Source organism: Mesorhizobium sp. M1182, from assembly GCF_040318335.1.
Taxonomy (GTDB): domain Bacteria; phylum Pseudomonadota; class Alphaproteobacteria; order Rhizobiales; family Rhizobiaceae; genus Mesorhizobium.
Genome location: NZ_JAMYMD010000015.1, coordinates 46,299 through 70,503 on the forward strand (window position 1 = coordinate 46,299; position 24,205 = coordinate 70,503).

Genomic DNA, 24,205 nt, shown 5'->3' on the forward strand with positions numbered 1-24,205 from the left:
AACTGCATCGGGCTTCGTTTCAGTGATGCTCTTTGGATGCAGGTCACGGGAAAACGTTCCCGCGATAATCGGCGCGACCTATCCGGAAAGACCGAGCCGCTGCATCACGGCATTGGTCAGCCGTTCGCAGCGCCGGCCCGCGAAGGGAAAGGCGTCGAGCAGCACCGGGCCGATCTGGTCGTCCAGCGCCTTGCGCACCAGCGCGCGGGCGCGGTGCAGCCGGGTCTTGATGGTTTCTGGTCGCACGCCAAGCAGTTCGGCGGTTTCTTCGATGCTCAATCCCTCGATGACGCGCGCCACGAACACCATCCGGTAGACATCGGGAAGACTGTCGGTTGCCCGTTCGACAAGCTCAAGGATCTGCCGTTGCGCCATCGTCCGCTCCGGATCGTCGCTCGGGTTGAGGGGAAACCGGATGATTTCGGCTTGCGGGTTTTCAGGCATCGCTACCATTCGCCGCCTTTTGCGCAAGCGGCCGAGCGCTTCGTTGATGACGATACGCGATAGCCACGTGGCGAGCGAGGCATCGCCGCGAAAGGCCTCGAGATGGGCAAAGGCGCTGACATAGGCCTCCTGGACGATGTCCTCTGCCTCGCTGTCGTTACGCACGACGCCTCGGGCGATGCGGTAGAGCCTTTGGTTGTGCGTCTTGATGATGGTGCGGAATGCATCGCCATCACGTGCCAGCGCGCGGCCGACAAGCTGCATGTCGCCGGGAGCGGCGGGCGTTGCCGTCAACGCAGCAGGCATGGCCGATCTCCTGATAGGCTTCTCATCGCGACATTGGATGCATCGGCCGACAAAAGGTTCCCGACCGATCCCGCCGGCCAGCCTCAATCCGTGTCAAGGACTGGCAGAGGCTATTCTACCGCCTTCACCACACCGCCGCCTCTATTTTGTAGACGCCGGCCGATCGGTCGCCATGACATCGCTCAGGATCGCAATTTTTCCAGGCTGTTACGCCGATTTTCTGACTCAGTGTGAAAAGGTGCTGGCTCAGGCCTCAGCGGCCGCCGCCAGCCCGCGCGCCAGGTCGGCCTTCAAATCCTCGACATCCTCGAGCCCGATCTGCAGGCGCACCAGCGGCCCGTCATACGGGCCCTTGGCGATGGTGCGGTCGCCAAGGAATACCGGCACGGCAAGGCTCTCATAGCCGCCCCAGGAATAGCCGAGGCCGAAAAACTTCAACGCGTCGAGGAAGGCGTGCTGCTGCTTTTGTCCACCGCCCGCAAGAACGATCGAGAAGATGCCGCTCGATCCGCAAAAGTCGCGCTTCCAAAGATCATGGTCGGGATGGCTGGGCAGCGCCGGATGCAGCACCTGCGCCACGCCCGGCTGGCCCTCCAGCCAGCCGGCGAGGGCAAGCGCGCTCTTTTGATGGTGCTCCAGCCGCACGCCCATGGTGCGCAGGCCGCGCAGCACCTGGTAGACGTCGTCCGGCCCCGCGCAGCAGCCCATCGTGTTGAACGTCTCGCAAAGCTGCTTCCAGCAGTCCGCATTGGCCGACACGGTGCCGAGCAGCACGTCGGAATGGCCGGCCGGGTATTTCGTCGCCGCGTGGATCGAGATGTCGACGCCATGGTCGAGCGGGCGAAAGTAGAGCGGCGTCGCCCAGGTGTTGTCCATCATGACGATGGCGCCGGCGGCGTGTGCTGCCTTGGCGATGGCCGGTATGTCCTGCACCTCGAAGGTGTTGGAGGCCGGCGATTCGGTGAGTACCACCTTGGTGTTGGGCCTGAGCAGCGCCGCAATGCCGGCGCCGACGCGGGGCTCGTAATATTCGACCTCGATGCCCAGCCGCTTCAGCATCGTGTCGGCGAAATTGCGGGTCGGATGATAGACGGAATCGACGATCAGCAGATGATCGCCGGCCGACAGGAAGGCGAGCAGCGGCAGCACCACGGCCGCCAGGCCGGACGGCACCGCGACCGTGCCGGCGGAGCCTTCCAGCGCATCGATGGCGCTGGTCAGCGCATCGGTGGTCGGGGTGCCGCGCGTGCCGTAGGTGTATTTCTGGCTGCGCGCCGCCATTGTCGCGGCATTGGGATAGAGCACGGTCGAGGCATGCACGACCGGCGGATTGACGAAGCCGAAATAGTCATGCGGGTTGTTGCCGGAATGGGCGAGCCGCGTGTTGATGCCCATCTCGCTGCCGTCTTTTGCCATTGCTTTTTATCCCATGAGTAGGTCGTTAGCCATAGTGCGGCGGCATTGGCCGCGCAACCGCACCGCACTCGCCAGGCCAAGGTCTTGAATATGCCAATTCAGCAATGCGCCGTAGATCCTCTGGACGGCTACCAGGTGCGCTTGGCAAGTCACGGTCCGACTTTGCCGGCTTTATTGGCGCGCTGACCAATTTGCGAGCGCGTTTGTCTGCAATTTCAGGCATTTCAGGCGGTTGGTTTTCAAAGTCTTTCGGATTTGGTCATTTCCCTTGACCTCACAGGAATAATCGCCTTCGATGTTGTTCGTGAATGGGAGGCAGCGCGTCGGTTACGATGCGGGATTCCGGTAATGGGCCGGGATACATAGCTGCGTTCACACGGGAAAAAGTCAGGTTCGCCTGGAAAAAACAGAAAAGGGTCTGTGGGTCATGAAACACATTGCAATCGGCGTTTTGGGCGCCGCCGCGTTTGGATTCGCGGCTTCGGCGGCTTCGGCGGCCACGCTCGACGATGTCAAAGCGAAGGGCTTCATCCAATGCGGCGTCTCGACCGGTCTGGCCGGCTTCTCGGCGCCGGACGACAAGGGTGAGTGGCAAGGCATCGACGCGGACTTCTGTCGCGCTGTGGCAGCCGCCGTGTTCGGCGATGGCACCAAGGTGAAGTTTACGCCGCTCAGCGCCAAGGAGCGGTTTACCGCTCTGCAGTCGGGCGAGATCGACATCCTGTCGCGCAATACCACCTGGACCATCAATCGCGACACCGCACTCGGCCTGAACTTCATCGGCACGACTTATTACGACGGCCAGGGCTTCATGATCAACGCCAAGAAGCTACCGGGCGTGAACTCGGCGCTGCAGCTTTCGGGCGCGGCGGTCTGCGTGCAGAGCGGCACCACGACCGAGCTCAACCTTGCCGACTATTTCAAGTCGAACAAGATGGAGTACAATCCTGTCGTCTTCGAAAAGCTGGAAGAGGTTAACGCCGCCTATGACGCCGGCCGCTGCGACGTATACACCACCGACCAGTCGGGCCTCTATGGCATCCGCCTGACGCTCGGTGCGCCGGCCGACCACGTCGTGTTGCCCGAGATCATCTCCAAGGAACCGCTTGGGCCGGCCGTACGCCAGGGCGACGACCAATGGTACCACATCGTCAAGTGGACCTATTTCGCGTTGCTCGACGCCGAGGAACTCGGCATCACCAAGGCCAATGTCGACGAGATGAAGAACTCGGACAGTCCAGAGATCAAGCGCGTGCTCGGCCAGGAAGCCGACACCAAGATCGGCACCGATCTCGGCGTCTCTAACGACTGGGTCGTCAACATCGTCAAGGCCGTCGGCAATTACGGCGAGATGTTCGAGCGTAATGTCGGCTCGGGCAGCCCGCTGAAGATCGCGCGCGGCATCAACGCGCTGTGGACCAAGGGTGGCCTGCAGTACGCTCCGCCGATCCGCTGATCGAAAATGGATCCGGAAGGCAGATCGTCTGCCTTCCGGTCTCTCTTTCCAGGGGACTGTCGAATGGCATCGCAGGAAGTTCTTCGCGAGGAGCCAAGCCGCGGTTCCTTCATCAATGATCCTCGTGTCCGCGGAATATTCTTTCAAGCGCTGGTCCTCGTCCTGCTGGTAGCGGGGGTCTGGTGGGTTACCCACAACGTCATCGTCAATCTGACGCGCTTGCACATCGCTTCCGGCTTTGGCTTCCTCAGGGGCCGCGCCGGCTTCGACATCAGCGAAAGCGCGATCGCATATTCGTCGGATTCGACCTATTTCCGAGCCATCCTGGTTGGCTTCATCAACACCGTGATCGTTGCCGTCGTCGGCATCATCACCGCGACCATTATCGGTTTCATCGTCGGCATCGGCCGGCTTTCGCGCAACTGGCTGATCAGGAAGATCTGCACGGTCTATGTCGAGGTCTTCCGCAACATCCCGCCGCTGCTGGTCATCTTCTTCTGGTATTCCGGCGTGCTCGCCGTGCTGCCGCCGCCGCGCGAGAGCATTAATTTGCCGTTCGGCTCCTTTCTCAACCAGCGCGGCTTCTATTTTCCGCGCGCTGTCTGGGGCGAGGGCTCCTGGCTGATCCTGGTCGCCCTGCTCCTCGCCCTTGCCATGGCCTGGTTCGTCGCCCGCAAGGCGCGGCAGCGGCAGATGGCGACGGGTCAGCCGTTCCCGGTGCTGTGGACATCCATAGCGTTGATCGTCGGCCTGCCGCTGCTGGCCTACGCGCTGAGCGGCTTTCCTCTGACCTTCGAATTCCCGAAACAATCGACTTTCAACCTGGTCGGTGGCTTTCAGGTCAGACCGGAGTTCCTGTCACTCTATCTGGCGTTGTCCTGCTATACGGCCGCCTTCATCGCCGAGATCGTGCGCGCCGGCATCAGGGGCGTCAGCACGGGCCAGACCGAGGCGGCCGCGGCACTCGGGCTGCGCTCGGGATCGATCCTCAGGCTTGTCGTCGTGCCGCAGGCGATGCGCATCGTTATTCCGCCGCTGACCAGCCAGTATCTGAACTTGACCAAGAACTCTTCACTCGCCATCGCCATCGGCTATCCGGACCTGACGGCGACTGCCGGCACTGTCTTGAACCAGACCGGGCAGGCGGTTGAAGGCGTGGTGATCATGATGGCTGTCTATCTCGCGCTCAGCCTGATCACGTCGGCGATCATGAACGTCGTCAATGCCAGGATGGCGCTGGTGGAGAGGTAGGGCCATGCAGGAACACGACATGTCCTGGGTGCGGACTGAGATGGCGCTGGCCCAACCGGCGCCGTCGAGCGAGCGTGGCCTCACCGCCTGGATCCGCAAGAACCTGATTGCCACCACGGGCGACACCATTCTCACCATCGTTGGCATTGCGCTGGTCGCTGTGATCCTGCCCCAAATCATCAATTGGGCCTTCATCAACGCCCAGTGGACTGGACCGGACCGCTCGGTCTGCGCCACCGTGGCGCAAGGCGGCATCCAGCCGGATGGCTGGACCGGTGCTTGCTGGGCATTCGTCAACGCCAAGTTCGGCCAGTTCATGTTCGGCACCTATCCTATCGAGGAGCGTTGGCGGCCGATCGTGGTGGCCATCCTGTTCGTGGCACTGCTGGTGCCGTTGCTCATTCCGCGCATACCGCGCAAGGGGCTGAATGCCATTCTTCTCTTTTTTGTACTGCCGGTCGTCGCCTTCGTTCTGCTGGTCGGCGGCATGTTCGGCCTGCCGCATGTCGAGACTTCGCGTTGGGGTGGACTGCTGGTGACGCTCAGCCTGTCGTTCGTCGGCATTGCCGTGTCGCTGCCGATCGGCATCGTGCTGGCGCTTGGCCGGCGCTCGAACATGCCGATAGTCAAGCTGCTGTGCGTGATCTTCATCGAGACGGTACGCGGCATCCCGCTGATTACGGTGCTGTTCTTTGCCAGCGTGATGCTGCCGCTGTTCCTGCCGGCCGGCGTCAGCTTCGACAAGTTCCTGCGCGCGCTGATCGGCGTGTCGCTGTTTGCCGCCGCCTACATGGCCGAAGTGGTGCGTGGCGGCCTGCAGGCGATCCCCAAAGGCCAGTATGAGGGCGCCGATTCGCTCGGCCTCAGCTACTGGCAGAAGATGGGCCTGGTCGTCATGCCGCAGGCGCTGAAGCTGGTCATTCCCGGCATCGTCAACACCTTCATCGGCATGTTCAAGGACACCAGCCTGGTCATCGTCATCTCGATGTTCGACCTCCTCGGCATCGTCAAGCAGAACTTCTCCGACGCAAATTGGGCGACGCCGCAGACGGCCAGATCCGGCCTGGTGTTCGCTGCCTTCATCTTCTGGCTGTTCTGCTTCGGCATGTCGCGCTATTCAATGTACACGGAACGCCGTCTCGACACCGGCCACAAACGCTAAAAAGGGGACCTTGTCATGGCCATAGAAAACGCCGTCAGCGCGGAAGAGATCAAGGTCAATGCCGCCAAGATGCACATTTCCACCACCGATGTCGCCATCGACATCATCGCCATGCACAAATGGTACGGCGAATTCCATGTGCTGAAGGACATCAATCTAAAGGTGATGCGCGGCGAGCGCATCGTCATCTGCGGCCCGTCGGGCTCCGGCAAATCGACGATGATCCGCTGCATCAACCGGCTGGAGGAACACCAGAAGGGCAAGATCATAGTCGACGGCAAGGAACTGACCAACGATCTGAAGAAGATCGACGAGGTGCGCCGCGAGGTCGGCATGGTGTTCCAGCACTTCAACCTGTTCCCGCATCTGACCATTCTGGAGAATTGCACGCTGGCACCGATCTGGGTTCGCAAGATGCCGCGGAAACAGGCCGAGGAAATCGCCATGCATTTCCTCAAGCGCGTCAAGATCCCGGAACAGGCCAACAAATATCCCGGCCAGCTTTCCGGCGGCCAGCAACAGCGCGTGGCGATCGCCCGCTCGCTGTGCATGAATCCGCGCATCATGCTGTTCGACGAGCCGACCTCGGCTCTCGATCCGGAAATGATCAAGGAAGTGCTGGAGACGATGGTCGGGCTGGCCGAGGAGGGCATGACCATGCTCTGCGTCACCCACGAAATGGGCTTTGCGCGCAAAGTCGCCAACCGGGTGATCTTCATGGACCAAGGCCAGATCGTCGAGCAGAACACGCCGGCCGAGTTCTTCGACCACCCGCGCCATGAGCGCACGAAGCTGTTCCTGTCGCAGATCCTGCACTGATCCTGTACGCCGGTTCGGGACAAGACCGGCGGATCACGCCTCTGTGTCTTGCTGGCTTCGCGCGTATTCGACGAGCGCTGACCGTGCGCTGCGCGATAAATAGCAAGCGTGCTTCAGGCCGTTCGAGTGGTCACATTGCAACCTGGTAACTAAGGCCGGCACGGATCATAAGCGTGCCGGCTGCGTTCATTGCCATTGGGAGTTGTGTAACGAGCCGCGTGGGGGCGTGCGGCGGCAGGTCACGGGTTCATCCTGATGCTCATCCAACCGATCGATTATTTCCTCGTCGTCTGGTTCGCGCTGGCGCTGGCTTCGACGCTTTACGTCGGCTTCGACCAATATCGCAACAATCCCGAGCCGGTGGTGATGAAATGGGGCTTCATCCTGGTCACCCTCTATATGGGTCCGCTCGGCTTGCTGCTCTACGTGCTCGCCGACAAGGAGCCCCGGCCGGGCGATCATGAACTCTTCACCCGGCCGCTCTGGAAGCAGGGCGTCGGCTCCACCATCCACTGCGTCGCCGGCGATGCCACCGGCATCATTCTTGCCGCCGCCGTCACGGCGGCGCTCGGCCTGCCGATGTGGATCGACCTGATCGTCGAATATCTCGCCGGCTTTGCCTTCGGCCTGTTCATCTTCCAGTCGCTGTTCATGAAATCGATGATGGGCGGCACCTATTGGGAAAACGTACGCAAGAGCTTCCTGCCCGAGTTCATCTCCATGAACTTCATGATGGCCGGCATGGCGCCGGTCATGAGCTTCCTGATGATGGGCCGCGACATGCGCGCGATGGAACCGACGGAGCTGCTGTTCTGGGGCGTGATGTCGATCGGCGTCATCGCCGGTTTTGCGCTTGCCTATCCGGCCAATGTCTGGCTGGTCGCCCGGGGGCTGAAGCATGGGCTGATGACGCAGCGTGCGCAGGCAGCCGGCATCGATGTCCGGGAGCAGCCTGCCACGAGGCAACATGCGCAGATACAAATGCAGCAGGCCGACGCCAGCGGCCATCGCGGGCAGCACCACGATATGGTTTCCCACAAAGGCAAAGGCGGCGGCCATCACATGGAGACGGATGCCACGACGCCGCAGGTCGCTGCCCTGGGTGCCGTCTCCCTGCTGGCGCTCGCCATCGGCATGGTCGCGCCGGCGAACTGGCTGAACCTGACGCTGTCGGCACGCGACGTCGGCGGGGTGATCATGCCGCAAGGCATGATCATGGATCGCGACACGCCGGCCGACACGATGCGTGACATGGCCGCTACCGATCCACGCCTCGTGGCCGCCTCTTATGGCCTGACGGCAAAGGGCGACCAGGAACTGCCGTTTCGGATGGAGAACGGCATCAAGGTGTTCGAGCTCAGGCCTTCGGTGGTCCGCTGGCAGATCCTGCCGGCCGTTGCGGTCGACGCCTATGCCTATAACGGCCAGATTCCCGGTCCGCGAATTCACATTCGCCAGGGCGATCGGGTCAGGATCAACGTCACCAACGGCCTGCCTGAGGAAACGACGGTGCATTGGCATGGCTTGATCCTGCCGAACCAGATGGATGGGCCGGCCGAGATCACGCAGCCGCCGATCGAGCCCGGGCAATCCTATTCATACGAATTCACCGCGACCCAGCACGGAACCTATTTCTATCACCCCCATGCCAAGCCGGACCGGACCCAGGCGCTCGGCCTCTACGGTGCGCTGATCATCGATCCCGCCAATCCCGCCGACGAGGTCGCGGCCGACCATGATTACGTCATCGAGCTTCAGGAATGGCTGGTGCGGGAAGGGCTGACCTACCCGTCGATGCCGATGGATGGCGGCATGCCGAATTTCTTCACCATCAACGGCAAGGCCTATCCCTCGACCGAGACGATCCCGATGAAGGTCGGCGAGACGCTCAAGGTGCGGTTCATCGGCACCAACAACGGCTTCATCCATCCGATGCATATCCATGGCGGACCGTTCGAGGTCGTTGCCCGCGACGGCGAGACGGTCCCCGCTTCGGGTCGTTTCCTTGCCGATACGATCAACGTCGGGCCGGGTCAGCGCTACGACGTAATCTGGAAGGCGCAGCGTCCGGGCAAATGGCTGATCCATTGCCACATCCCGCATCACACCACGAACAACAATGTCGAGGAAAAGGGCGGCGGCGGGCTGATGGTCGTGATCGATGTGACATGACCGGCGTCGCCTAGGCTCGTTCCAGCCGGTGCACCGGCCCGGACGCCATGCAGTGGCTGGGGCCAAATTTTCTCTCAAGCTGAGGTGATCTGCCAGACAGCGACGCCGGCAAGGGCGAGACCGGCGGCGCCCTCGATGGCCCGGGAGATGGTTTCGAACAGGCGTGGCTGGCGCGCGAAAAACTGTACAAGCCGTTCCCGAAACAGGATCGACAACACGGCGACACAGGACAGCGTCAGCGCCACGCCGACCATCATGGTGACGGCAAACAGGGCGCCCGCCGCCGGAACCCCCCTGGAGATTGCGAAAGTCATCGCGAAAAGCGTCAGCGGGCATGGGATCAGGCCTGCCGTGACGCCGACAGCCTCGCCCTCGTGCCTGTGATGATGGCTGTGGCTCAACGCGCGCCAGATCATCCAGACGCCAATGAGGCCGAGCAGCCCGCGACTGATATGCTCCAGAAGCGGAGCGCGGCCGACGCTGCCCAATGCTATTGAGACCAGTGGCAGCGAGAGAGCCGCAATCAGAACGGCAATCGTCACATGCGTGAACGATAGCGTGATAGATACGAGCAGACCACGCGAGACCTTCGCATCCGAACCGGCAAGATAAGTCGCCAGGACGGCCTTGCTGTGCCCCGGCGTCAGCGCATGGGCAGCCCCGAACAGGACGCCCATCGGCAGGAAGGCCATGAACGCCAGCCAATTGCCTCCGGCCGCAAGCAGCTTGATCTGTTCGCCGAGCGTCAGATAGATCGTGCGCTGAAATTCGACGAGCGTCTGGAACATCGGACGAGACTAGCAGAAAATCGGCGAGCGTCAGTGCATGTGGCCGTGGTCATGCGTGTGCTCGTGAGGATGGCCGTTCTCTCCACGTTCCGTTGAAAACCGCACATTCGCCTCAGCCAGGGCGGGCATATGCTGGGATAGTTCGTCCTTCAGCGCTGCGGCGATCTTGTTGGCCGCCGACAGCGGCAGGGTTTCGTCCGCGGCAATTGCGATGTCGGCGTGCAATCTATGACCGATCCAGCGCGCCTTGGCATCGACAATGCGCGCGCCCGGAACATGCTCGGCGGCATGTCGGATTTCGTCCATCACACCGGGTTCGATTCCATCCAGCATGCGGGTCAGCACCGAGCGGGCCGATTGCCAGACGATACCGAAGATCGCAATCGTGATCAGCAGGCCGACGATCGGATCGGCCAAGGAAAAGCCGAGCCAGACGCCGATGGCTCCGATGATCACGGCAAGGCTGGTAAGTCCATCTGTGCGGGCGTGGTAGCCGTCGGCAATCAGTGCCGCGCTGTTGATTTCACGACCGACGCGGATACGGAATACGGCAACCGCCTCATTGCCTAGGAAGCCGACAATGCCCGCCGCAGTCAACCAGCCCAGGTGTGTCACCACTTGTGGATTGATCAGCCTGTCGATGGCTTGGTAGGCAGCGACTACAGCGCTGAACAGGATGATGAGCACGATGATGATGCCGGCCAGATCCTCGACCCGGCCCAAGCCATAGGTGAAGATCCGCGACGGCTTGCGCCGCGCCAGTACGAACGCAATCCATAGCGGGATCGCCGTGGTTGCATCGCCGATGTTATGGATCGTGTCGGCCAGCAATGCCACGCTCCCCGACAATGCAACCACGACCATCTGCAATGCAGCGGTGATGGCCAGGATCACGAACGACCATTTGATTGCCCAGATGCCCCGGTCGGTGGTGGCAATTGTTGCGTCGATGACGCCATGGCTGTGACCGTGCGGACCGTGACCGCCGTGATGATGTGCGGCGTGCGAGGCGAACCCGAGCCAGTCCAGAATGCGGGCTACGATGGCATTCATAGATACTTCGCCAGCTGCTTGAGTTCCGCCAGCGAGTTGCCGCCGGTTTCGACGCTGTCGGTCAGGCAATGCTCGATGTGATCGTTGATCAGCTCGCGCTTGGCGCTGCTGATGGCCCTTTCGACGGCATGAAGCTGCTGCGCCAGGTCAACGCAAGGGCGATGCGCCTCGATCATCGCCAGCACCGCCGCAAGGTGGCCTTGCGCGCGCTTCAGGCGCTTTATGATGGAAGGATGCGAGGCGTGGAGGTGATCTGACATGCCTCAGCGTATCCTCCCGGGGAGGATACGCGTCAAGCTCTAAGTCAGCGGTGCAACTTTCGGAGGGGCTTCACCTTGAGCATTGCTTGTTCTATGCCTTTCCCATGAAGAAGCTTGCCCGTTTTCTTGGCCTGCTGGTCGTTGCAGCAGTCCTTGCGGTGGCATTGGGCACACTGCTGCCGCGCCCGCTCTGGCCGGCGGCAGTTGCCGATCCGATCGGCTCAAGCCACCGCATCCTGGTGCTGAAAAATCCGATCCACACCGACATCGCCATCCCGGTCGACGACGATGTGCGCCGGCGCTTCCATTTCCTGGTCGATGCCGGCATTCCCGCCGACATGGCGGAGGTCCGCTACATCGTCTTCGGCTGGGGCGGCCGCGCCTTCTATCTCGAGACGCCGACCTGGTCGGAACTGAAGGCAGTGCCGGTGATGAAGGCGCTGACCGTCGATGCCTCGGTGATGCATGTCGACATTTCAGGCGAAATCGCCGAGCCGCATCCCGACGTCGCCGGCTTCGACATCGGCGAGGAGCGGTTTACGGCGCTGCTCGATTACATTGCGGGAAGCTTCCGGCAGGGACCGAACGGGGCCATGCCGATCGAGAATGCGGCGTATTCCCGTTTCGATCGTTTCTTCGAAGGCAATGGCCGTTTCAACGCGCTGGTCGGCTGCAACACCTGGGCGGCGGCGGCGCTGCGCACCGCCGGGCTGCGCACCGGCTGGTGGAACCCGCTGCCGGCATCGCTCGGCCTGTCGATGCGGCTTTACAATTGACCGGGCGACTTAGGACCGCCGAACGTCCTACGCCCGCCAGCCGTAGAGCCAGTCGAGATCGGCGGCGAGCTTTTCGGGTGAGCGCATCGCCAGGACCAGGTTGCGGGCCATCGCCACCGGCCCGGCCGCATGCCAGGCGAGGCGGTTGATGGCGCCACGGCGGGCGACCTGGGCGACGCGCGGCCGCCGCGCCTGTTCCCAGGCGGCAAGCGCCCCCTCAAGATCGGCTGTGGAGGCCGCAATGAAGCCGGCAAGCGTCGCCGCGTCCTCGATCGCCATCGCCGCGCCCTGTGCGGCAAACGGCGTCATCGCGTGCGCCGCATCGCCGATCAGCGCGATGCCTTGCGGCGTCGTCCACCGCCGCTGCTCGACAATGTGGATCGGCCATGCCGTCCACGGCGCCGCCTCGGTCGCCAGGCGAACCAGCGCCGGCGCGGTACCGCGCATGGCGCTGGCGAGGCTGGCGGGGTCGGCATACCCCGACCAGCCTTCGGCGATGCGCTCGCCCTTGGTGAAGGCAGCGAGGTTGAAGGCAGTGCCACGGCTGACCGGATAGGCGACCATATGAAAGCCGGGATAGAGGAATGCGGTAACGCAATCGGGCGCACCGATCGCCCTGAAGGCTTGTCCGGCGAGGGTGTCCGCGGCCACCGTGGCGCGCCAGGCAAGCTCGCCCGAGAATCGGCTTCTGCCGAATTCGGCCGCCTTGCGGGCCAGTTTTTCTCGCACCGACGACCAGACCCCATCGGCGCCGACCAGCAACGATGCTTCGGTTCCGATGGTCGTGCCGGCAATCTCGACTGTTGCGGTGATGCCATTCGGTCTGGTTGCGACGCCGCAGACGCGGGCACCGGTGACAAGCTCGACCTTGGGCCGCTCGGCTATCCGCTGCATCAGCGCTGACTGCAGATCCGCGCGGTGGGCAACGAGATAGGGCGCTCCCCAGCGCGTGTCGGCCGCCTGGCCAAGCGGTACGCGCGCCAGCTTGCGCAGCGTGGCGGCATCCTTGAGCACGACTGCCTCCGGCCGCACCGCCGTCGCCAGCAGCCGATCGAGTACGCCGAGCTGCCGTAGGATGCGCGTCGCGTTGGGCGAAAGCTGGATACCGGCGCCGGCAGCCTCGAGGTGCTGCGCCTGTTCGAACAGTTTTACCCGATAGCCGCGCTCGGCGAAGGCCAGTGCCGCGGTCAGCCCGGCGACGCCCGCCCCGGCGATGACCACCTGCCGGGACTGCGTTTCCTGCATCAGGCTTGTCGCGGAAGAATCAGGCGGCCTGGTCGATATAGAGGCAGCCCGGCGGCTGCGTTTCCAATGCCTTCAGTTTCGGCGAATAGCGATAGAGCGTCGAGCAATAGGGGCAGACCTTTTCATTGTCGTCGCCCATGTCGAGAAATACATGCGGATGGTCGAAAGGCGGATTGGCGCCGGTGCACATGAATTCCTTGACGCCGATGTCGATTGCCGGGTAGCCCGCATCGTTCTGGAAATGGGGAATGGAACCGCCTGCCATCGTCGTCTCCTGATCTCGTCGATTGCATCTGGATCATAACCCGTCTCTTTGCAAGATCGATGAAATGAAACTGTCGCAAAAGCCTGTCAGAGGATAAGTTAAGCCGGTTAAGGCTGTGCTCGTCGAACGGTGTGGGAAGAGCGGGAACCATGAACGAACTGAAGCCGGTGCAGAACGAATTCATCACCGTCGAGGCGGCGAGCCCCGAAGGCGGCAATCCCGATCGCTTCGTCAATCGCGAGTTTTCCTGGCTGCAATTCAACCGGCGCGTGCTCGAAGAGTCGCTGAACGCCAACCATCCGCTGCTCGAGCGTGTTCGCTTCCTGTCGATATCGGCCGCCAACCTCGACGAGTTCTTCATGGTCCGCGTCGCCGGTCTTGCCGGCCAGGTGCGCGAAGGCATCGTGCTGAAGAGCCCGGATGGGCGCACTCCCGAGCAGCAGCTCGAACAATTGCTGCGCGAGGTCGAGCGCCTGCAGGAGGACCAGCAGAACAGCCTTTCGGCGCTGATGCTGCTGCTCGACAAACAAGGCATCGAAAGCATCACCCGCGATGCGCTGACCAAGGACGAGAAGACCTGGCTCGAGGACCATTTCCAGGAGCAGGTATTTCCGGTCCTGACGCCGCTGTCGATCGACCCGGCGCATCCGTTTCCGTTCATTCCCAATCTCGGTTTCTCGATGGCGCTGCAATTGCGCCATCGCAAGAACGGCGAGGAAATGAGCGCGCTTCTGCGCCTGCCGGTGGCGCTGAGGCGCTTCATCCGTTTGCCGGATCGCAAGCATCATGTCCGCTTCATTCCACTCGAAGAGGCGGTCAGTCTCTATATCGGCAAGCTGTTCCCCGGCTATGAGGTCAAGGGCTCCGGCACATTCCGCATCATCCGCGACAGCGATATCGAGGTCGAGGAAGAATCAGAGGATCTGGTGCGGCTGTTCGAGACGGCGCTGAAGCGGCGACGCCGCGGCTCGGTCATCCGGATCGAGTTCGACCGGCTGATGCCGCCCGAATTGCGCGACTTCGTCGCCGGCGAGCTTGGCGTTTCGGCAAGCCGGATCAGCGTGCTCACCGGTCCGCTGGCGCTCAGCCAGATCTCGGAGATCGTCGCCGTCGCCCGCGACGATCTGAAGTTCACGCCCTACAATCCGCGCTTCCCCGAGCGCATCCGCGAGCATGGCGGCGATTGTTTTGCCGCGATCCGCGAGAAGGACATCATCGTCCACCACCCCTACGAATCCTTCGACGTCGTGGTGCAGTTCCTGCGCCAGGCAATGGCCGATCCGGAAGTGGTGGCGATCAAGCAGACGCTCTATCGCACCTCCAACGACAGCCCGATCGTACGCGCTTTGGTCGACGCCGCCGAGGCCGGCAAGTCGGTGACCGCGCTAGTCGAGCTCAAGGCGCGTTTCGACGAGGAAGCCAACATCCGCTGGGCCCGCGACCTCGAGCGCGCCGGCGTCCAGGTCGTCTTCGGCTTTCTCGAACTGAAGACCCATGCGAAGATGTCGCTGGTGGTGCGCCGCGAGGATGGCAGGCTGCGCAATTACGTGCATCTGGGCACCGGCAACTACCACCCGGTCACGGCACGCATCTACACCGACCTGTCCTTCTTCACCACCGATCCGACGATCGCGCGCGATGTCGCCCAGCTGTTCAACTTCATCACCGGCTATGCCGAGCCGGCCGAGCAGATGCGGCTGGCCATCTCGCCGTTTACGCTGCGCGACCGCATCCTCCAGCACATTTCGGATGAGATCAGCCACGCGCTGGAGGGCAGGCCGGCCCGCATCTGGATGAAGATGAACGCCTTGGTCGACCCGATCGTCATCGATGCGCTCTACGATGCCAGCCGCGCCGGCGTCGAGATCGATCTCGTCGTGCGCGGCATCTGCTGCCTGAGACCGCAGGTGCCCGGCCTATCGGAGAACATTAGGGTGAAGTCGATCGTCGGCCGTTTCCTCGAGCACAGCCGCATCTATTGCTTCGGCAACGGCCACGGCCTGCCCTCGGACGGGGCGATCGTCTATATCTCCTCGGCCGATCTGATGCCGCGCAATCTCGACCGCCGCGTCGAGACCATGGTGCCGATCACCAATCCAACTGTGCATGAGCAGGTGCTCGGCCAGATCATGCTCGGCAACATCATGGACAACCAGCAAAGTTTCGACGTATTGGCTGACGGAACCTCCCGGCGCGTTGTGCTGGAGGAGGGCGAGGAACCGTTCAACGCGCAGGAATATTTCATGACCAATCCGAGCCTGTCCGGACGGGGCGATGCGTTGAAGTCGCATGCGCCCAAGCGCATCGCGCAGTTCAAGCGCCGCAAGAAACAGAACGCAGCGACGGGCTGATGATTTCAGCGTCCCAGGGCCGGCTTCAGGACCGCCGACCGCTGTCCATCATCGATATCGGATCGAACTCGATCCGTCTTGTCATCTATGAGGGGCTGGCGCGTTCGCCGACCTTGCTGTTCAACGAAAAGATGCTGGCCGGCCTCGGCCGCGGCATCGTTTCGACCGGAAAGCTCGATCCCGAGGCGGTGACGCGCTCGATGGAAGAGTTTCGCCGCTTCCGCGCGCTCTCCGACCAGGCCGGCGCCGAGCGCATGTATGTGCTGGCGACCGCCGCCGCTCGCGAGGCGGTCAACGGCCCCGACTTCATCCACCGCGCCGAGGATGTGCTCAAGACCGAGATCCAGGTGCTGAGCGGCCGCGAGGAAGCCCATTATTCGGCGCTCGGCGTCATCTCCGGTTTCCACCCGGCCAACGGCATCGCCGGCGACCTTGGCGGCGGCAGCCTCGAACTGATCGACATCGACGGTGAGACGATCGGTGACGGCATCACGCTGCCATTGGGCGGCTTGCGCCTGCAGGACATGGCGAAGAACTCCCTGACCCAGGCGGCAAGGATCACGCGCGAGCAACTGGCGCGGGCGAAATTGCTGAAGGGCGGGCAGGGCAGGGCGTTCTACACGGTCGGCGGCACCTGGCGAAATCTCGCCCGGCTACACATGGAAATGACCAACTACCCGCTAGGCGTCATGCACCATTACGAGATCGGCATCGAAAGCGCCGCGAACTTCCTCCGGCAGGTTGCTAAGGCCGAGATCGACAAGATCAAAGGCATCGAGGGCATCTCCAAGAACCGCCGGTCGCTGCTGCCCTATGGCGCCATCGTGCTGCAGGAGATCATGGCGGCGATGCAGCCGTCGAAGATCATCGTGTCGGCGCTGGGCGTGCGCGAGGGCTTTCTCTATTCGCTGCTCGACAAGGCCGAGCAGAAAGCCGATCCGCTGATCTCGGCGGCGGAAGAGCTTGCCCGCCTGCGCTCGCGCTCGGTCGACCACGCGCATGAGCTTGTCGAGTGGACCGGCAAGGCGTTCGCCGCCTTCGGCATCGACGAGACCAGGGATGAGGCGCGCTACCGCCACGCCGCCTGCCTGCTCGCCGATATCGGCTGGCGTGCCCATCCCGAATATCGCGGCAAGCAATCGCTCAACATCATCGCCCACGCCTCCTTCATCGGCGTCGATCATCCCGGCCGCGCCTTCCTGGCGCTTGTCAGCCTGTTTCGCCACGAGGGCGTGTTCAATGAAGCCGCTCCGGAAATCCGCGGACTGGCGACACCGCGCTATCTCGAACGGGCCCGCGTGCTGGCGGCGCTGCTGCGCGTCGTCTATCTCCTGACGGCGGCAATGCCCGGCGTCATGTCGCGACTGAAATGGGAAAACCGCGGCAATGGCGTGCTGGCGCTGGTGCTGCCGGCAGCGCTGGCCGATCTTTACGGCGAGCGGCCCGCCGGCCGGCTGGCACAACTGGCAAGGGTCACCAACCGTCGGCTGGTGCTGGCGGTCGAGGGCGGGCCTAGCGTTTCAGTGAAGTAGTTTCAGGCACGACGCCAATTGCATGTGGCAATTCGCTGCGAGCTCCACGCTTGGGAGAAGATCGTGAAATCCAGTCAAATCCTGCTGCTGCTTTCCATCCTGCCATTGTTGATTTTCGACGCGGCCAGAGCTCAGACGGTTTCCAAGGTTTCCGTTGCTGCAAAAGGCGCGTTTGAGTTTGACAAGAGTTATCCAAAAGCCGCAGACGGAAAAACACTGTTCAATTTGCTCACAGGTTTTCTAAAACCTAAAAGCGGGCAAAAGATAAACTATTTTGTATTTAGAATAAGCGACGAAATGATCAAATTTCAAAGATCGATTTCGATGAACACGTTTTATGCGGACGTTAATCTCTGTCCTGGCGCTGTCGATCGAACCGTGTCCGTTCATCAGCCCCTCGGCAACTTTCTTGAGCCTGTCGCGGGCCGAATCGACCTGTTGCCATACGTTAAGAGGGCAAGCCTGATCCAACTGCGCAACTACCTGTATGTCGCGATTGACAGCAATCTTCGGAGCTACTCCCCCAAGGGGGCAGATCAATATGGATATGAATGGTTGCCGATCGCGGTACAAAGCAGACAGGTTTGCCTGACCATCAGCGTCGGCCGAATGGGGCATGGGGGCTTCCTCTCTCAGCCCATAAACATAACCAGGCTTGCGGAGTTCGTCTTTCTCGACAGCAAATGAGCCGAGCCGGGCGGCAGCTTAGCCAGTCCCTGCAGCCATCCGGCCGTCGGCCGACCATGCACCCGCGCCAGCCATCGCCAGCGCCAGAAAACCGCCTGATATCGCGATGTCCTTCATCAGCATCTGCGAATGCATGAAGGTCAGCGTCGGATCGCCGCCGCCCTGGCCATAGTGGCCGATGAACGCTGTCGCGACGCAAAAGGCGGCGAGCAGCAGCGCCACGATCGGCGTCTTGAAGCCGACGAGGATGAGCAGCCCGGCGATCAGTTCGAACAGCCCGGTGCCCCAGGCAGCCAGCGTCGGCAGCGGCAGGCCAAGGCCGGCGAAATAGCCGGTCGTGCCGGCAATGTCGGTCAGCGCGTGGAAGCCGGACGGCACGAACAGTGCGGCGAACAGCAGTCGGGAAAGCAAAAGCAGCGCATTGCGGGGCATGGTAACCTCCGTTGTCGGCCGGGTGGCCAAGAGCCCGATCCTAGCAGAATTCCGGTCAGCGGACCGACAGGCACAAACGACAACGAAAAAGGGGCGCGGAAAATTCCGCGCCCCTTTTGTTCAGGAAATGCTGGACTGCTTCAGCCGCGCTTGGCGTCGATCGAATACGCGCCTGGGCCCGAGGAGGCGAGCACGAGGAAGCCGCCGGCAATGCCGAGGTTCTTCATGAAATTGATCATCTGCATCTGATCGGCCCAGCCGGTGTGGGCGACCAGCGCGGTGGCGACGGTGAAAATCGCCATTACCCAGCCGACGATCCGGGTCTGGAAGCCGACGAGGATGGCCAGGCCGCCAAGCAGTTCGATAAGGCCGACGACAATGGCGGTCACCATCGGCAGCGGCAGGCCAAGGCTGCCGAAATAGCCGGCGGTGCCGGCAATCGCCGTCAGCTTGCCGAAACCCGAAAGCAGGAAGATGACCGAAAGCAGGATGCGGCCGAGCAGGATCGTGCCCGAGGCGCCGGCGGCGGTGCCGGAACCGGCAAACGAAGTATTGGCGGACGTGTTGGTGGACATGCGTAACTCTCCAGAAGGATTTGGCCAAACGGCTTGGATACCCGTCTAGTTAGCGCAGGCCGACTGTTCACCAAAGATGCCAGATTGGTTACGGATTGTTCACCAAGGTAACGTTTTCGCGATCAACATGGGTGTTGAGATCCAGGATATCAACGCCCTAGCCTGGATGCGTCATGTCCTCCGGCCGCACCAGCCGCTCATAATCGGCTTCGCTGACCAGCCCGGTGGCCAGCGCTTCCTGGCGCAGCGTGGTGCCGTTCTTGTGCGCCGCCTTGGCGATCTTGGCGGCGTTGTCGTAGCCGATCGTCGGCGCAAGCGCCGTCACCAGCATCAGCGAACGGTCGAGTGCTGCCTTGATGTTGTCTTCGCGGGCCTCGATGCCGACGACGCAATTGTCGGTGAACGACACGGAAGCGTCGGCCAGCAGCTGTACCGATTGCAGGAAACAATAGGCCATCAGCGGATTGTATACGTTGAGCTCGAAATGGCCCTGACTGCCGGCGAAGCTGATCGCCGCATTGTTGCCGAACACCTGCACGCAAACCTGCGTCATCGCCTCGCATTGGGTCGGATTGACCTTGCCTGGCATGATCGAGGAGCCCGGTTCGTTTTCCGGCAGCGACAATTCGCCGAGGCCCGAACGCGGGCCGGAGCCGAGCAGGCGGATGTCGTTGGCGATCTTGAACAGCGCCGCCGCGCAGGCATTGATGGCGCCGTGCGAGAAGACCATGGAATCATGGGCGGCCAGCGCCTCGAACTTGTTCGGCGCGGTGACGAAATCGATGCCGGTGATCGCGGCGATGCGCGCCGCCACCTTTTCGGCAAAACCGACCGGCGCATTGAGGCCGGTGCCGACCGCGGTGCCGCCCTGCGCCAGCTCCTGCAGGCCGGGCAGGGTCATTTCGATGCGCTTGACCGACGAGGCGACCTGCGCCGCGTAGCCGGAGAATTCCTGGCCAAGCGTCAGCGGCGTCGCGTCCTGGGTGTGGGTGCGGCCGATCTTGACGATGTGGGCGAAAGCCCTGGTCTTGGCCTCGAGTGCCGTATGCAAATGTCTTAGCGCCGGTAGCAGGTCGTGAGTGATGCGCTCGGCGCAGGCGATGTGCATGGCCGTCGGATAGGTGTCGTTCGACGACTGGCTCATGTTGACGTGGTCGTTGGGATGCACCGGCTTCTTCGATCCCATGACGCCGCCCAAAAGCTCGATCGCCCGGTTGGAAATCACCTCATTGGCGTTCATGTTGGACTGGGTGCCTGAGCCTGTCTGCCAGACGACCAGCGGGAAATGCTCGTTCAGCTTGCCGTCGATGACCTCCTGCGAGGCCTCGATGATGGCCTTGCCGATCGCCGGATCGAGCCGCTTCAGCTCCATATTGGCCTCCGCTGCCGCCCGCTTGACGATGCCCAGCGCCCGCACGATCGACGCCGGCTGTTTCTCCCAGCCGATCTTGAAATTGGCAAGCGAACGCTGCGCCTGCGCGCCCCAATAGCGGTCGGCGGCGACCTCGATGGGACCGAACGTGTCGGTTTCGGTTCTGGTCTCTGGCGCGCTCACGAAGTCTCTCCGGTTTGCAATTTGCAAACGGCGTATCGCGTTGCACAAATGCCTTCAAGCGGAGATTGCGGGTGACGGGAATGCAAATCGGTTGAAGGTGCTGGCAATCTCCCCACTTGAGGGGGAGATGTCGCCGAAGGCGACAGAAGGGGGCGGTCAGGTCTTGACGCAACTCCCATAGCGGACGGAACAGGCTGGTGTTCCACGCGAGACGACCCCTCTGGCCTGCCGGCCATCTCCCCCTCGAGGGGGGGAGATCGCAACCTTACCCCGCCGTGTATCCTCCATCCACGGCGAAGATTCCGCCGCTGGTCCATGCCGCTTCGTCGCTGGCGAGATAGACCGCGATGCCGGCAAGGTCGCTGGTCCGGCCCGATGCGGCCGAGCGGATAGCTGCGCTCGACATAGGCCTTGAGCTCGGCTTGCGCGGCCTCAGGCAGGTTTTCGATCGACCTGCGCCGCATCGCTGTGTCGACCGTGCCGGGCGCGATCGCGTTGACCCTTATGCCGCGCGGCCCGAGCTCGAAGGCGAGCGACTTGGTCAGCGAATTGAGCGCGCCCTTCGACAGCGAATAGAGGCTGGACGGCCGCTTCGGGATCATCTTGTGCGCGAAATAGGACGAGATGTTGATCACCGAAGCCGCACCCGGCGCGAGATGCGGCAACAGCCGTTGGGTGAGAAAGAATACCGCCGTGACGTTGAGCGCGAATGACTCCTGGAACTGGTCCTCGCTGACGGTCTCGAACGGCACAAGGAACGCTACGCCGGCATTATTGACGAGGATATCGACAGGTGGGCCGCGCCTGGCATGCTCGACCACGGCATCGATGCCGGCAATGGCCGACAAATCGGCCGACAGCGTGTCGACATTATCCCCGAGCTGCTTGCGGGCGGCGTCGAGTTTTTTGCCGTCGCGGCCGACGATCAGCACGTCCGCGCCTTCGCGCAAGAAAGCCTCGGCGATTGCCAGCCCGATCCCGTCCGAGCCGCCGGTGACCAGTGCCCGTTTGCCGCCTAGTCTCATCCAACACTCCCGCGTATTGCCGTCTTGTCTGGTAAAGGAGAGCAGCGCCGTTGCCGATTGTGGTCAAGCCGCCGGCTTATCCTTCAATATGAACTTTCGGCTGATGCGCCTGTCTATTCGGCAGCGGCTGCACCGCGCCGAACAGCCAGCCGCGTAGCGACGAAATCCTTCACCTGATGAATGGCCTGTTCTCGCGTGACGCTGCCGGGTTGCAGGCCAAGCCGCAACCACAGCCCGTCGATCAGGGCGGTGACGCCGAAAGCGATCTCGTCAGCATCGCGTGCCGGCGCCAGACCGCGCAGGCCGGACAGCAGGTTGGAGCGCATGCGCGCATGGATCACCTTCTGGATGCGGGCAAGCTTTTCGTCGCGCGGAACCTCCGCGCAAAGTGAAAGCCAGGCGTGGCAGAGGGACGGCTGGAAGAGATGCGGCTCGAAATTGCCTTCGATGATGGCCTCTATCCGTTGCATTGGCGTGCGCGCCTGTCTCAGCCGCTCGACCACCGCATGCCGCAGCACCAGGTTCGATTCGCGCATGGCATGCTCGAACAGCTCCCGCTTGCTGTTGAAATAGTGCAGCACGATGCCTTTCGACGCGCCGGCCTGTGCCGCCACTTTTTCTATGGTGGCGCCAGCTATGCCTTCGCGCTGAAGCACGGCAAAGGCGGCTTGCCGCAGCTCCTTGCGGCGTATGTCGCTGAGACGCTTGAGTTTCACGGGCCGGATCCATGCATCGAAAACCGACGTTGACATTTTCGTCCGTCGAGATCAAGAATTGACCAGTGGGACAATATAAAAACCAGGCGGTCAACACTGTTGGTGAAATGAGGAGAACCGAAATGCTTCGTAGCCTTGGAATGGGCGCCTCGCTCTGCGTCCTGCTGGCGATCCGGCCGGCCTTTGCGGCTGAACCTGAGCAATGCGAGGTCGTGCGCATGGCCGAGCCTGGATGGAACGACCTTGCCTTCACCACCGGCGTCACCAGCGTCTTGCTCGATGCGCTCGGCTACAAGCCGGCAAGCTCGCTTCTGGGCATCAACGTCATCTATGAATCCTTGAAGAACAATGATTTGGACGTGTTCCTTGGCTATTGGGATCCGGCGATGATCACCTACTACGAGCCCTATAAGAAGGACGGCTCGGTAGACGATGTGCGCGTCAATCTCGTCGGCGCCAAATACACCTTTGCCGTGCCGAGTTACGTGTGGGAGGCCGGCGTCAAGGATTTTGCCGACCTGCAAAAGTTCGCCGACAAATTCGGCAGGAAGATGTACGGCATCGAGCCGGGCTCGAACCAGCTGATGATGGACGCCATCGCCGATAAGTCGCTCGGCCTCGATGGCTGGCAGGTCGTCGAATCGAGTGAAGCCGGCATGCTTTCCGAGGTCGGCTACGAGATCAAGGAAAAGCGCTTCATCGTCTTCCAGGGCTGGGCGCCGCATCCAATGAACACGATGTACGACTTCAAATATCTGAGCGGCGGCGACAAGTTCTACGGCCCGAACTTCGGCGCCGCGACGGTGACGACGCAGGTGCGCAAGGGCTATCTGCAGCAATGCCCGAATGTCGGGCAGTTGCTGAAGAACCTCGCCTTCGATATCGATTTCGAAAATCTCGGCATGGGCTATCTCATCAACGACGGCATGAAGCCGGAGGAAGCCGGCCTGAAGGCCCTCAAGGAGAATCCGGATAGGCTCGGCGCCTGGCTTGCCGGTGTCACCACATTCGATGGCAAGCCCGCGCTCGACGCAGTCAAGCAGCAGCTCGGCCTGTGATATCGGCCGATCAGGCGGGCTGGAACGGCCGCAAGCGCAGGGTCGGTGCCGGCCGCACTGAAACGGCCTGCGTCGAAATCGCCGGGCAGGAGCCCGCGCTGGTGCTGGTGCACGGCTTCTCCGACACGAGCCGCAGCTTCTCCTTGCTGGCGCCGCATCTCGCCGGGCGCCGGCTTGTCATTCCAGACCTGCGCGGGCATGGCGCCTCGCTGGCCGGGACACGCGGCTTCGCCCCAGCGGATTTCGCGGAAGATGTGGCGAGTTTGATCGAGCGATTGCGGCTCGAGCGGCCGGTTCTGGTCGGGCATTCCCTGGGCAGTATGGTGGCGATCGAGGCAGCCGCACGCTACGCCGAGATGATCGGCGGCCTGGTGCTGATGGCCGGAACGCTACGGCCGCAGATCGGTCAGGACCACCCGATGACCATTGGTGTGCGGGCGCTTCGAGACCCGATATCGCCGGCCGATCCGTTCTATGACTATTGGCATGCCTGCGAGGCCGAGGTTCCAGCGGAATTCCTGACCATGACTGCGGAGGAGGCGTCAGCCATGCCGGCGGCACTCTGGCGCGCAATCCTGGAGCAGGTTCGGCGCATCGATCTGACCGACAAGGCGCGCATGCTGCGCCTGCCGGCGCTTGTCATTGCTGGCGCGCACGACCTGCTCTTCGACGAAACGCACCAACGGCGGCTCCTCGAAGAAATCCCTAGCGCCGCGTTCGTGAGCGCGGTGCGATGCGGACACAACCCGCACTGGGAGGATCCGGCATTGGTCGCGGCAGCCATCGGCCGGTATTTCAAGCTCGGTACCAAAGCTGGACCCCAGCCGACAGCCGAAGCGACAGGTAGTCCGGGCTGAGAGC

General features: G+C 62.4%; 23 protein-coding genes. 11 read left to right on the forward strand and 12 right to left on the reverse strand.

Annotated features, from left to right (window positions below):
* Positions 1–78: 78 nt before the first annotated feature.
* Entirely contained in the window at positions 79–750 is a 672-nt protein-coding gene (locus tag NKH33_RS18865; protein ID WP_352472634.1) for an RNA polymerase sigma factor, read from the reverse strand.
* 246 nt (positions 751–996) lie between these two features.
* Positions 997–2,166 carry a cystathionine beta-lyase gene (locus NKH33_RS18870; RefSeq protein WP_352920978.1) on the reverse strand — a complete coding sequence of 390 codons (1,170 nt, stop codon included), beginning with the start codon at positions 2,164–2,166 and terminating at the stop codon, positions 997–999.
* Between the two features lie 427 nt (positions 2,167–2,593).
* Here NKH33_RS18870 and NKH33_RS18875 point away from each other — a divergent pair, with 427 nt between their 5' ends.
* From NKH33_RS18875 to NKH33_RS18895, 5 genes are all read left to right on the forward strand, one after another.
* Positions 2,594–3,622 carry an amino acid ABC transporter substrate-binding protein gene (locus NKH33_RS18875; protein ID WP_254820740.1) on the forward strand — a complete coding sequence of 343 codons (1,029 nt, stop codon included), beginning with the start codon at positions 2,594–2,596 and terminating at the stop codon, positions 3,620–3,622.
* A gap of 63 nt (positions 3,623–3,685) precedes the next feature.
* Positions 3,686–4,873 (forward strand): amino acid ABC transporter permease, encoded by a 1,188-nt coding sequence (locus NKH33_RS18880; protein WP_352472636.1) that lies wholly within the window; start codon positions 3,686–3,688, stop codon positions 4,871–4,873.
* 40 nt (positions 4,874–4,913) lie between these two features.
* Positions 4,914–6,035 carry an amino acid ABC transporter permease gene (locus NKH33_RS18885; RefSeq protein ID WP_502900218.1) on the forward strand — a complete coding sequence of 374 codons (1,122 nt, stop codon included), beginning with the start codon at positions 4,914–4,916 and terminating at the stop codon, positions 6,033–6,035.
* 69 nt (positions 6,036–6,104) lie between these two features.
* Positions 6,105–6,854, forward strand: coding sequence for an amino acid ABC transporter ATP-binding protein (locus NKH33_RS18890; protein ID WP_031212005.1), 750 nt, complete (start codon positions 6,105–6,107; stop codon positions 6,852–6,854).
* A 255-nt stretch (positions 6,855–7,109) separates the two neighbouring features.
* The gene (locus NKH33_RS18895; protein ID WP_352920980.1) at positions 7,110–9,026 is read left to right on the forward strand and encodes a multicopper oxidase domain-containing protein; all 1,917 of its coding nucleotides are present in this window, start codon (positions 7,110–7,112) and stop codon (positions 9,024–9,026) included.
* A 74-nt stretch (positions 9,027–9,100) separates the two neighbouring features.
* Here the strand turns inward: NKH33_RS18895 and NKH33_RS18900 are convergent, their stop codons facing one another.
* Genes NKH33_RS18900 through NKH33_RS18910 form a run of 3 tightly spaced genes read right to left on the reverse strand, consistent with a single transcriptional unit; the run spans position 9,101 to position 11,127 of the window.
* Positions 9,101–9,814: a HoxN/HupN/NixA family nickel/cobalt transporter gene (locus tag NKH33_RS18900; protein ID WP_352920982.1), complete on the reverse strand. Its 714-nt coding sequence runs from the start codon at positions 9,812–9,814 to the stop codon at positions 9,101–9,103.
* A 30-nt stretch (positions 9,815–9,844) separates the two neighbouring features.
* Complete coding sequence (locus tag NKH33_RS18905; protein ID WP_502906743.1) at positions 9,845–10,867, reverse strand: cation diffusion facilitator family transporter; 1,023 nt, start codon at positions 10,865–10,867, stop codon at positions 9,845–9,847.
* Complete coding sequence (locus NKH33_RS18910) at positions 10,864–11,127, reverse strand: metal-sensing transcriptional repressor (protein WP_023719742.1); 264 nt, start codon at positions 11,125–11,127, stop codon at positions 10,864–10,866. The genes NKH33_RS18905 and NKH33_RS18910 overlap by 4 nt, the downstream gene beginning before the upstream one ends.
* A 104-nt stretch (positions 11,128–11,231) precedes the next feature.
* On the opposite strand from NKH33_RS18910, the gene NKH33_RS18915 reads away from it, so the two are divergent.
* Positions 11,232–11,903 carry a TIGR02117 family protein gene (locus NKH33_RS18915; RefSeq protein ID WP_352920984.1) on the forward strand — a complete coding sequence of 224 codons (672 nt, stop codon included), beginning with the start codon at positions 11,232–11,234 and terminating at the stop codon, positions 11,901–11,903.
* 27 nt (positions 11,904–11,930) lie between these two features.
* Here NKH33_RS18915 and NKH33_RS18920 read toward each other — a convergent pair whose 3' ends face one another.
* Together NKH33_RS18920 and NKH33_RS18925 are read right to left on the reverse strand one after the other, a co-directional pair.
* Complete coding sequence (locus tag NKH33_RS18920; protein WP_352920986.1) at positions 11,931–13,148, reverse strand: FAD-dependent monooxygenase; 1,218 nt, start codon at positions 13,146–13,148, stop codon at positions 11,931–11,933.
* Between the two features lie 19 nt (positions 13,149–13,167).
* Positions 13,168–13,413 (reverse strand): zinc-finger domain-containing protein, encoded by a 246-nt coding sequence (locus tag NKH33_RS18925; RefSeq protein WP_254820632.1) that lies wholly within the window; start codon positions 13,411–13,413, stop codon positions 13,168–13,170.
* Positions 13,414–13,562: 149 nt separating this feature from the next.
* On the opposite strand from NKH33_RS18925, the gene NKH33_RS18930 reads away from it, so the two are divergent.
* The 3 genes from NKH33_RS18930 (at position 13,563) to NKH33_RS18940 (ending at position 17,983) form a co-directional block, all read left to right on the forward strand.
* Entirely contained in the window at positions 13,563–15,764 is a 2,202-nt protein-coding gene (locus NKH33_RS18930; protein ID WP_352831831.1) for an RNA degradosome polyphosphate kinase, read from the forward strand.
* On the forward strand, positions 15,764–17,296 hold the full coding sequence (gene ppx / locus NKH33_RS18935) for an exopolyphosphatase (protein WP_352831829.1): 1,533 nt from the start codon (positions 15,764–15,766) through the stop codon (positions 17,294–17,296). The genes NKH33_RS18930 and ppx overlap by 1 nt, the downstream gene beginning before the upstream one ends.
* 63 nt (positions 17,297–17,359) lie before the next feature.
* Complete coding sequence (locus tag NKH33_RS18940) at positions 17,360–17,983, forward strand: hypothetical protein (protein WP_352588586.1); 624 nt, start codon at positions 17,360–17,362, stop codon at positions 17,981–17,983.
* Between the two features lie 18 nt (positions 17,984–18,001).
* Here NKH33_RS18940 and NKH33_RS18945 read toward each other — a convergent pair whose 3' ends face one another.
* The 5 genes from NKH33_RS18945 to betI all read right to left on the reverse strand — a co-directional run bounded on the left by NKH33_RS18945 (position 18,002) and on the right by betI (position 22,322).
* Entirely contained in the window at positions 18,002–18,415 is a 414-nt protein-coding gene (locus NKH33_RS18945; protein WP_352588583.1) for a DoxX family protein, read from the reverse strand.
* Positions 18,416–18,555: 140 nt separating this feature from the next.
* The gene (locus NKH33_RS18950; protein ID WP_352501902.1) at positions 18,556–18,990 is read right to left on the reverse strand and encodes a DoxX family protein; all 435 of its coding nucleotides are present in this window, start codon (positions 18,988–18,990) and stop codon (positions 18,556–18,558) included.
* A 157-nt stretch (positions 18,991–19,147) separates the two neighbouring features.
* Positions 19,148–20,545 (reverse strand): class II fumarate hydratase, encoded by a 1,398-nt coding sequence (fumC, locus tag NKH33_RS18955; protein WP_352588580.1) that lies wholly within the window; start codon positions 20,543–20,545, stop codon positions 19,148–19,150.
* Complete coding sequence (locus NKH33_RS33250; protein WP_502906744.1) at positions 20,542–21,570, reverse strand: SDR family NAD(P)-dependent oxidoreductase; 1,029 nt, start codon at positions 21,568–21,570, stop codon at positions 20,542–20,544. The genes fumC and NKH33_RS33250 overlap by 4 nt, the downstream gene beginning before the upstream one ends.
* A 113-nt stretch (positions 21,571–21,683) precedes the next feature.
* Positions 21,684–22,322 (reverse strand): choline-binding transcriptional repressor BetI, encoded by a 639-nt coding sequence (gene betI / locus NKH33_RS18970; RefSeq protein WP_352541621.1) that lies wholly within the window; start codon positions 22,320–22,322, stop codon positions 21,684–21,686.
* An 86-nt stretch (positions 22,323–22,408) separates the two neighbouring features.
* Between betI and choX the strand changes: the two genes are divergently transcribed.
* Together choX and NKH33_RS18980 are read left to right on the forward strand one after the other, a co-directional pair.
* Complete coding sequence (gene choX / locus NKH33_RS18975) at positions 22,409–23,344, forward strand: choline ABC transporter substrate-binding protein (RefSeq protein ID WP_352831824.1); 936 nt, start codon at positions 22,409–22,411, stop codon at positions 23,342–23,344.
* The gene (locus NKH33_RS18980) at positions 23,341–24,201 is read left to right on the forward strand and encodes an alpha/beta fold hydrolase (protein WP_352920990.1); all 861 of its coding nucleotides are present in this window, start codon (positions 23,341–23,343) and stop codon (positions 24,199–24,201) included. Before choX ends, NKH33_RS18980 begins: the two co-directional genes overlap by 4 nt.
* The last annotated feature ends 4 nt before the right edge of the window (positions 24,202–24,205 follow it).

Coding starts and splice junctions, on each gene's coding strand:
- NKH33_RS18865 (WP_352472634.1), bottom strand. CDS start 750: ATGCCTGCTGCGTTGACGGCAACGCCCGCCGCTCCCGGCGACATGCAG.
- NKH33_RS18870 (WP_352920978.1), bottom strand. CDS start 2,166: ATGGCAAAAGACGGCAGCGAGATGGGCATCAACACGCGGCTCGCCCAT.
- NKH33_RS18875 (WP_254820740.1), top strand. CDS start 2,594: ATGAAACACATTGCAATCGGCGTTTTGGGCGCCGCCGCGTTTGGATTC.
- NKH33_RS18880 (WP_352472636.1), top strand. CDS start 3,686: ATGGCATCGCAGGAAGTTCTTCGCGAGGAGCCAAGCCGCGGTTCCTTC.
- NKH33_RS18885 (WP_502900218.1), top strand. CDS start 4,914: ATGGCGCTGGCCCAACCGGCGCCGTCGAGCGAGCGTGGCCTCACCGCC.
- NKH33_RS18890 (WP_031212005.1), top strand. CDS start 6,105: ATGCACATTTCCACCACCGATGTCGCCATCGACATCATCGCCATGCAC.
- NKH33_RS18895 (WP_352920980.1), top strand. CDS start 7,110: ATGCTCATCCAACCGATCGATTATTTCCTCGTCGTCTGGTTCGCGCTG.
- NKH33_RS18900 (WP_352920982.1), bottom strand. CDS start 9,814: ATGTTCCAGACGCTCGTCGAATTTCAGCGCACGATCTATCTGACGCTC.
- NKH33_RS18905 (WP_502906743.1), bottom strand. CDS start 10,867: ATGAATGCCATCGTAGCCCGCATTCTGGACTGGCTCGGGTTCGCCTCG.
- NKH33_RS18910 (WP_023719742.1), bottom strand. CDS start 11,127: ATGTCAGATCACCTCCACGCCTCGCATCCTTCCATCATAAAGCGCCTG.
- NKH33_RS18915 (WP_352920984.1), top strand. CDS start 11,232: ATGAAGAAGCTTGCCCGTTTTCTTGGCCTGCTGGTCGTTGCAGCAGTC.
- NKH33_RS18920 (WP_352920986.1), bottom strand. CDS start 13,148: ATGCAGGAAACGCAGTCCCGGCAGGTGGTCATCGCCGGGGCGGGCGTC.
- NKH33_RS18925 (WP_254820632.1), bottom strand. CDS start 13,413: ATGGCAGGCGGTTCCATTCCCCATTTCCAGAACGATGCGGGCTACCCG.
- NKH33_RS18930 (WP_352831831.1), top strand. CDS start 13,563: ATGAACGAACTGAAGCCGGTGCAGAACGAATTCATCACCGTCGAGGCG.
- ppx (WP_352831829.1), top strand. CDS start 15,764: ATGATTTCAGCGTCCCAGGGCCGGCTTCAGGACCGCCGACCGCTGTCC.
- NKH33_RS18945 (WP_352588583.1), bottom strand. CDS start 18,415: ATGCCCCGCAATGCGCTGCTTTTGCTTTCCCGACTGCTGTTCGCCGCA.
- NKH33_RS18950 (WP_352501902.1), bottom strand. CDS start 18,990: ATGTCCACCAACACGTCCGCCAATACTTCGTTTGCCGGTTCCGGCACC.
- NKH33_RS33250 (WP_502906744.1), bottom strand. CDS start 21,570: ATGAGACTAGGCGGCAAACGGGCACTGGTCACCGGCGGCTCGGACGGG.
- betI (WP_352541621.1), bottom strand. CDS start 22,322: ATGTCAACGTCGGTTTTCGATGCATGGATCCGGCCCGTGAAACTCAAG.
- choX (WP_352831824.1), top strand. CDS start 22,409: ATGCTTCGTAGCCTTGGAATGGGCGCCTCGCTCTGCGTCCTGCTGGCG.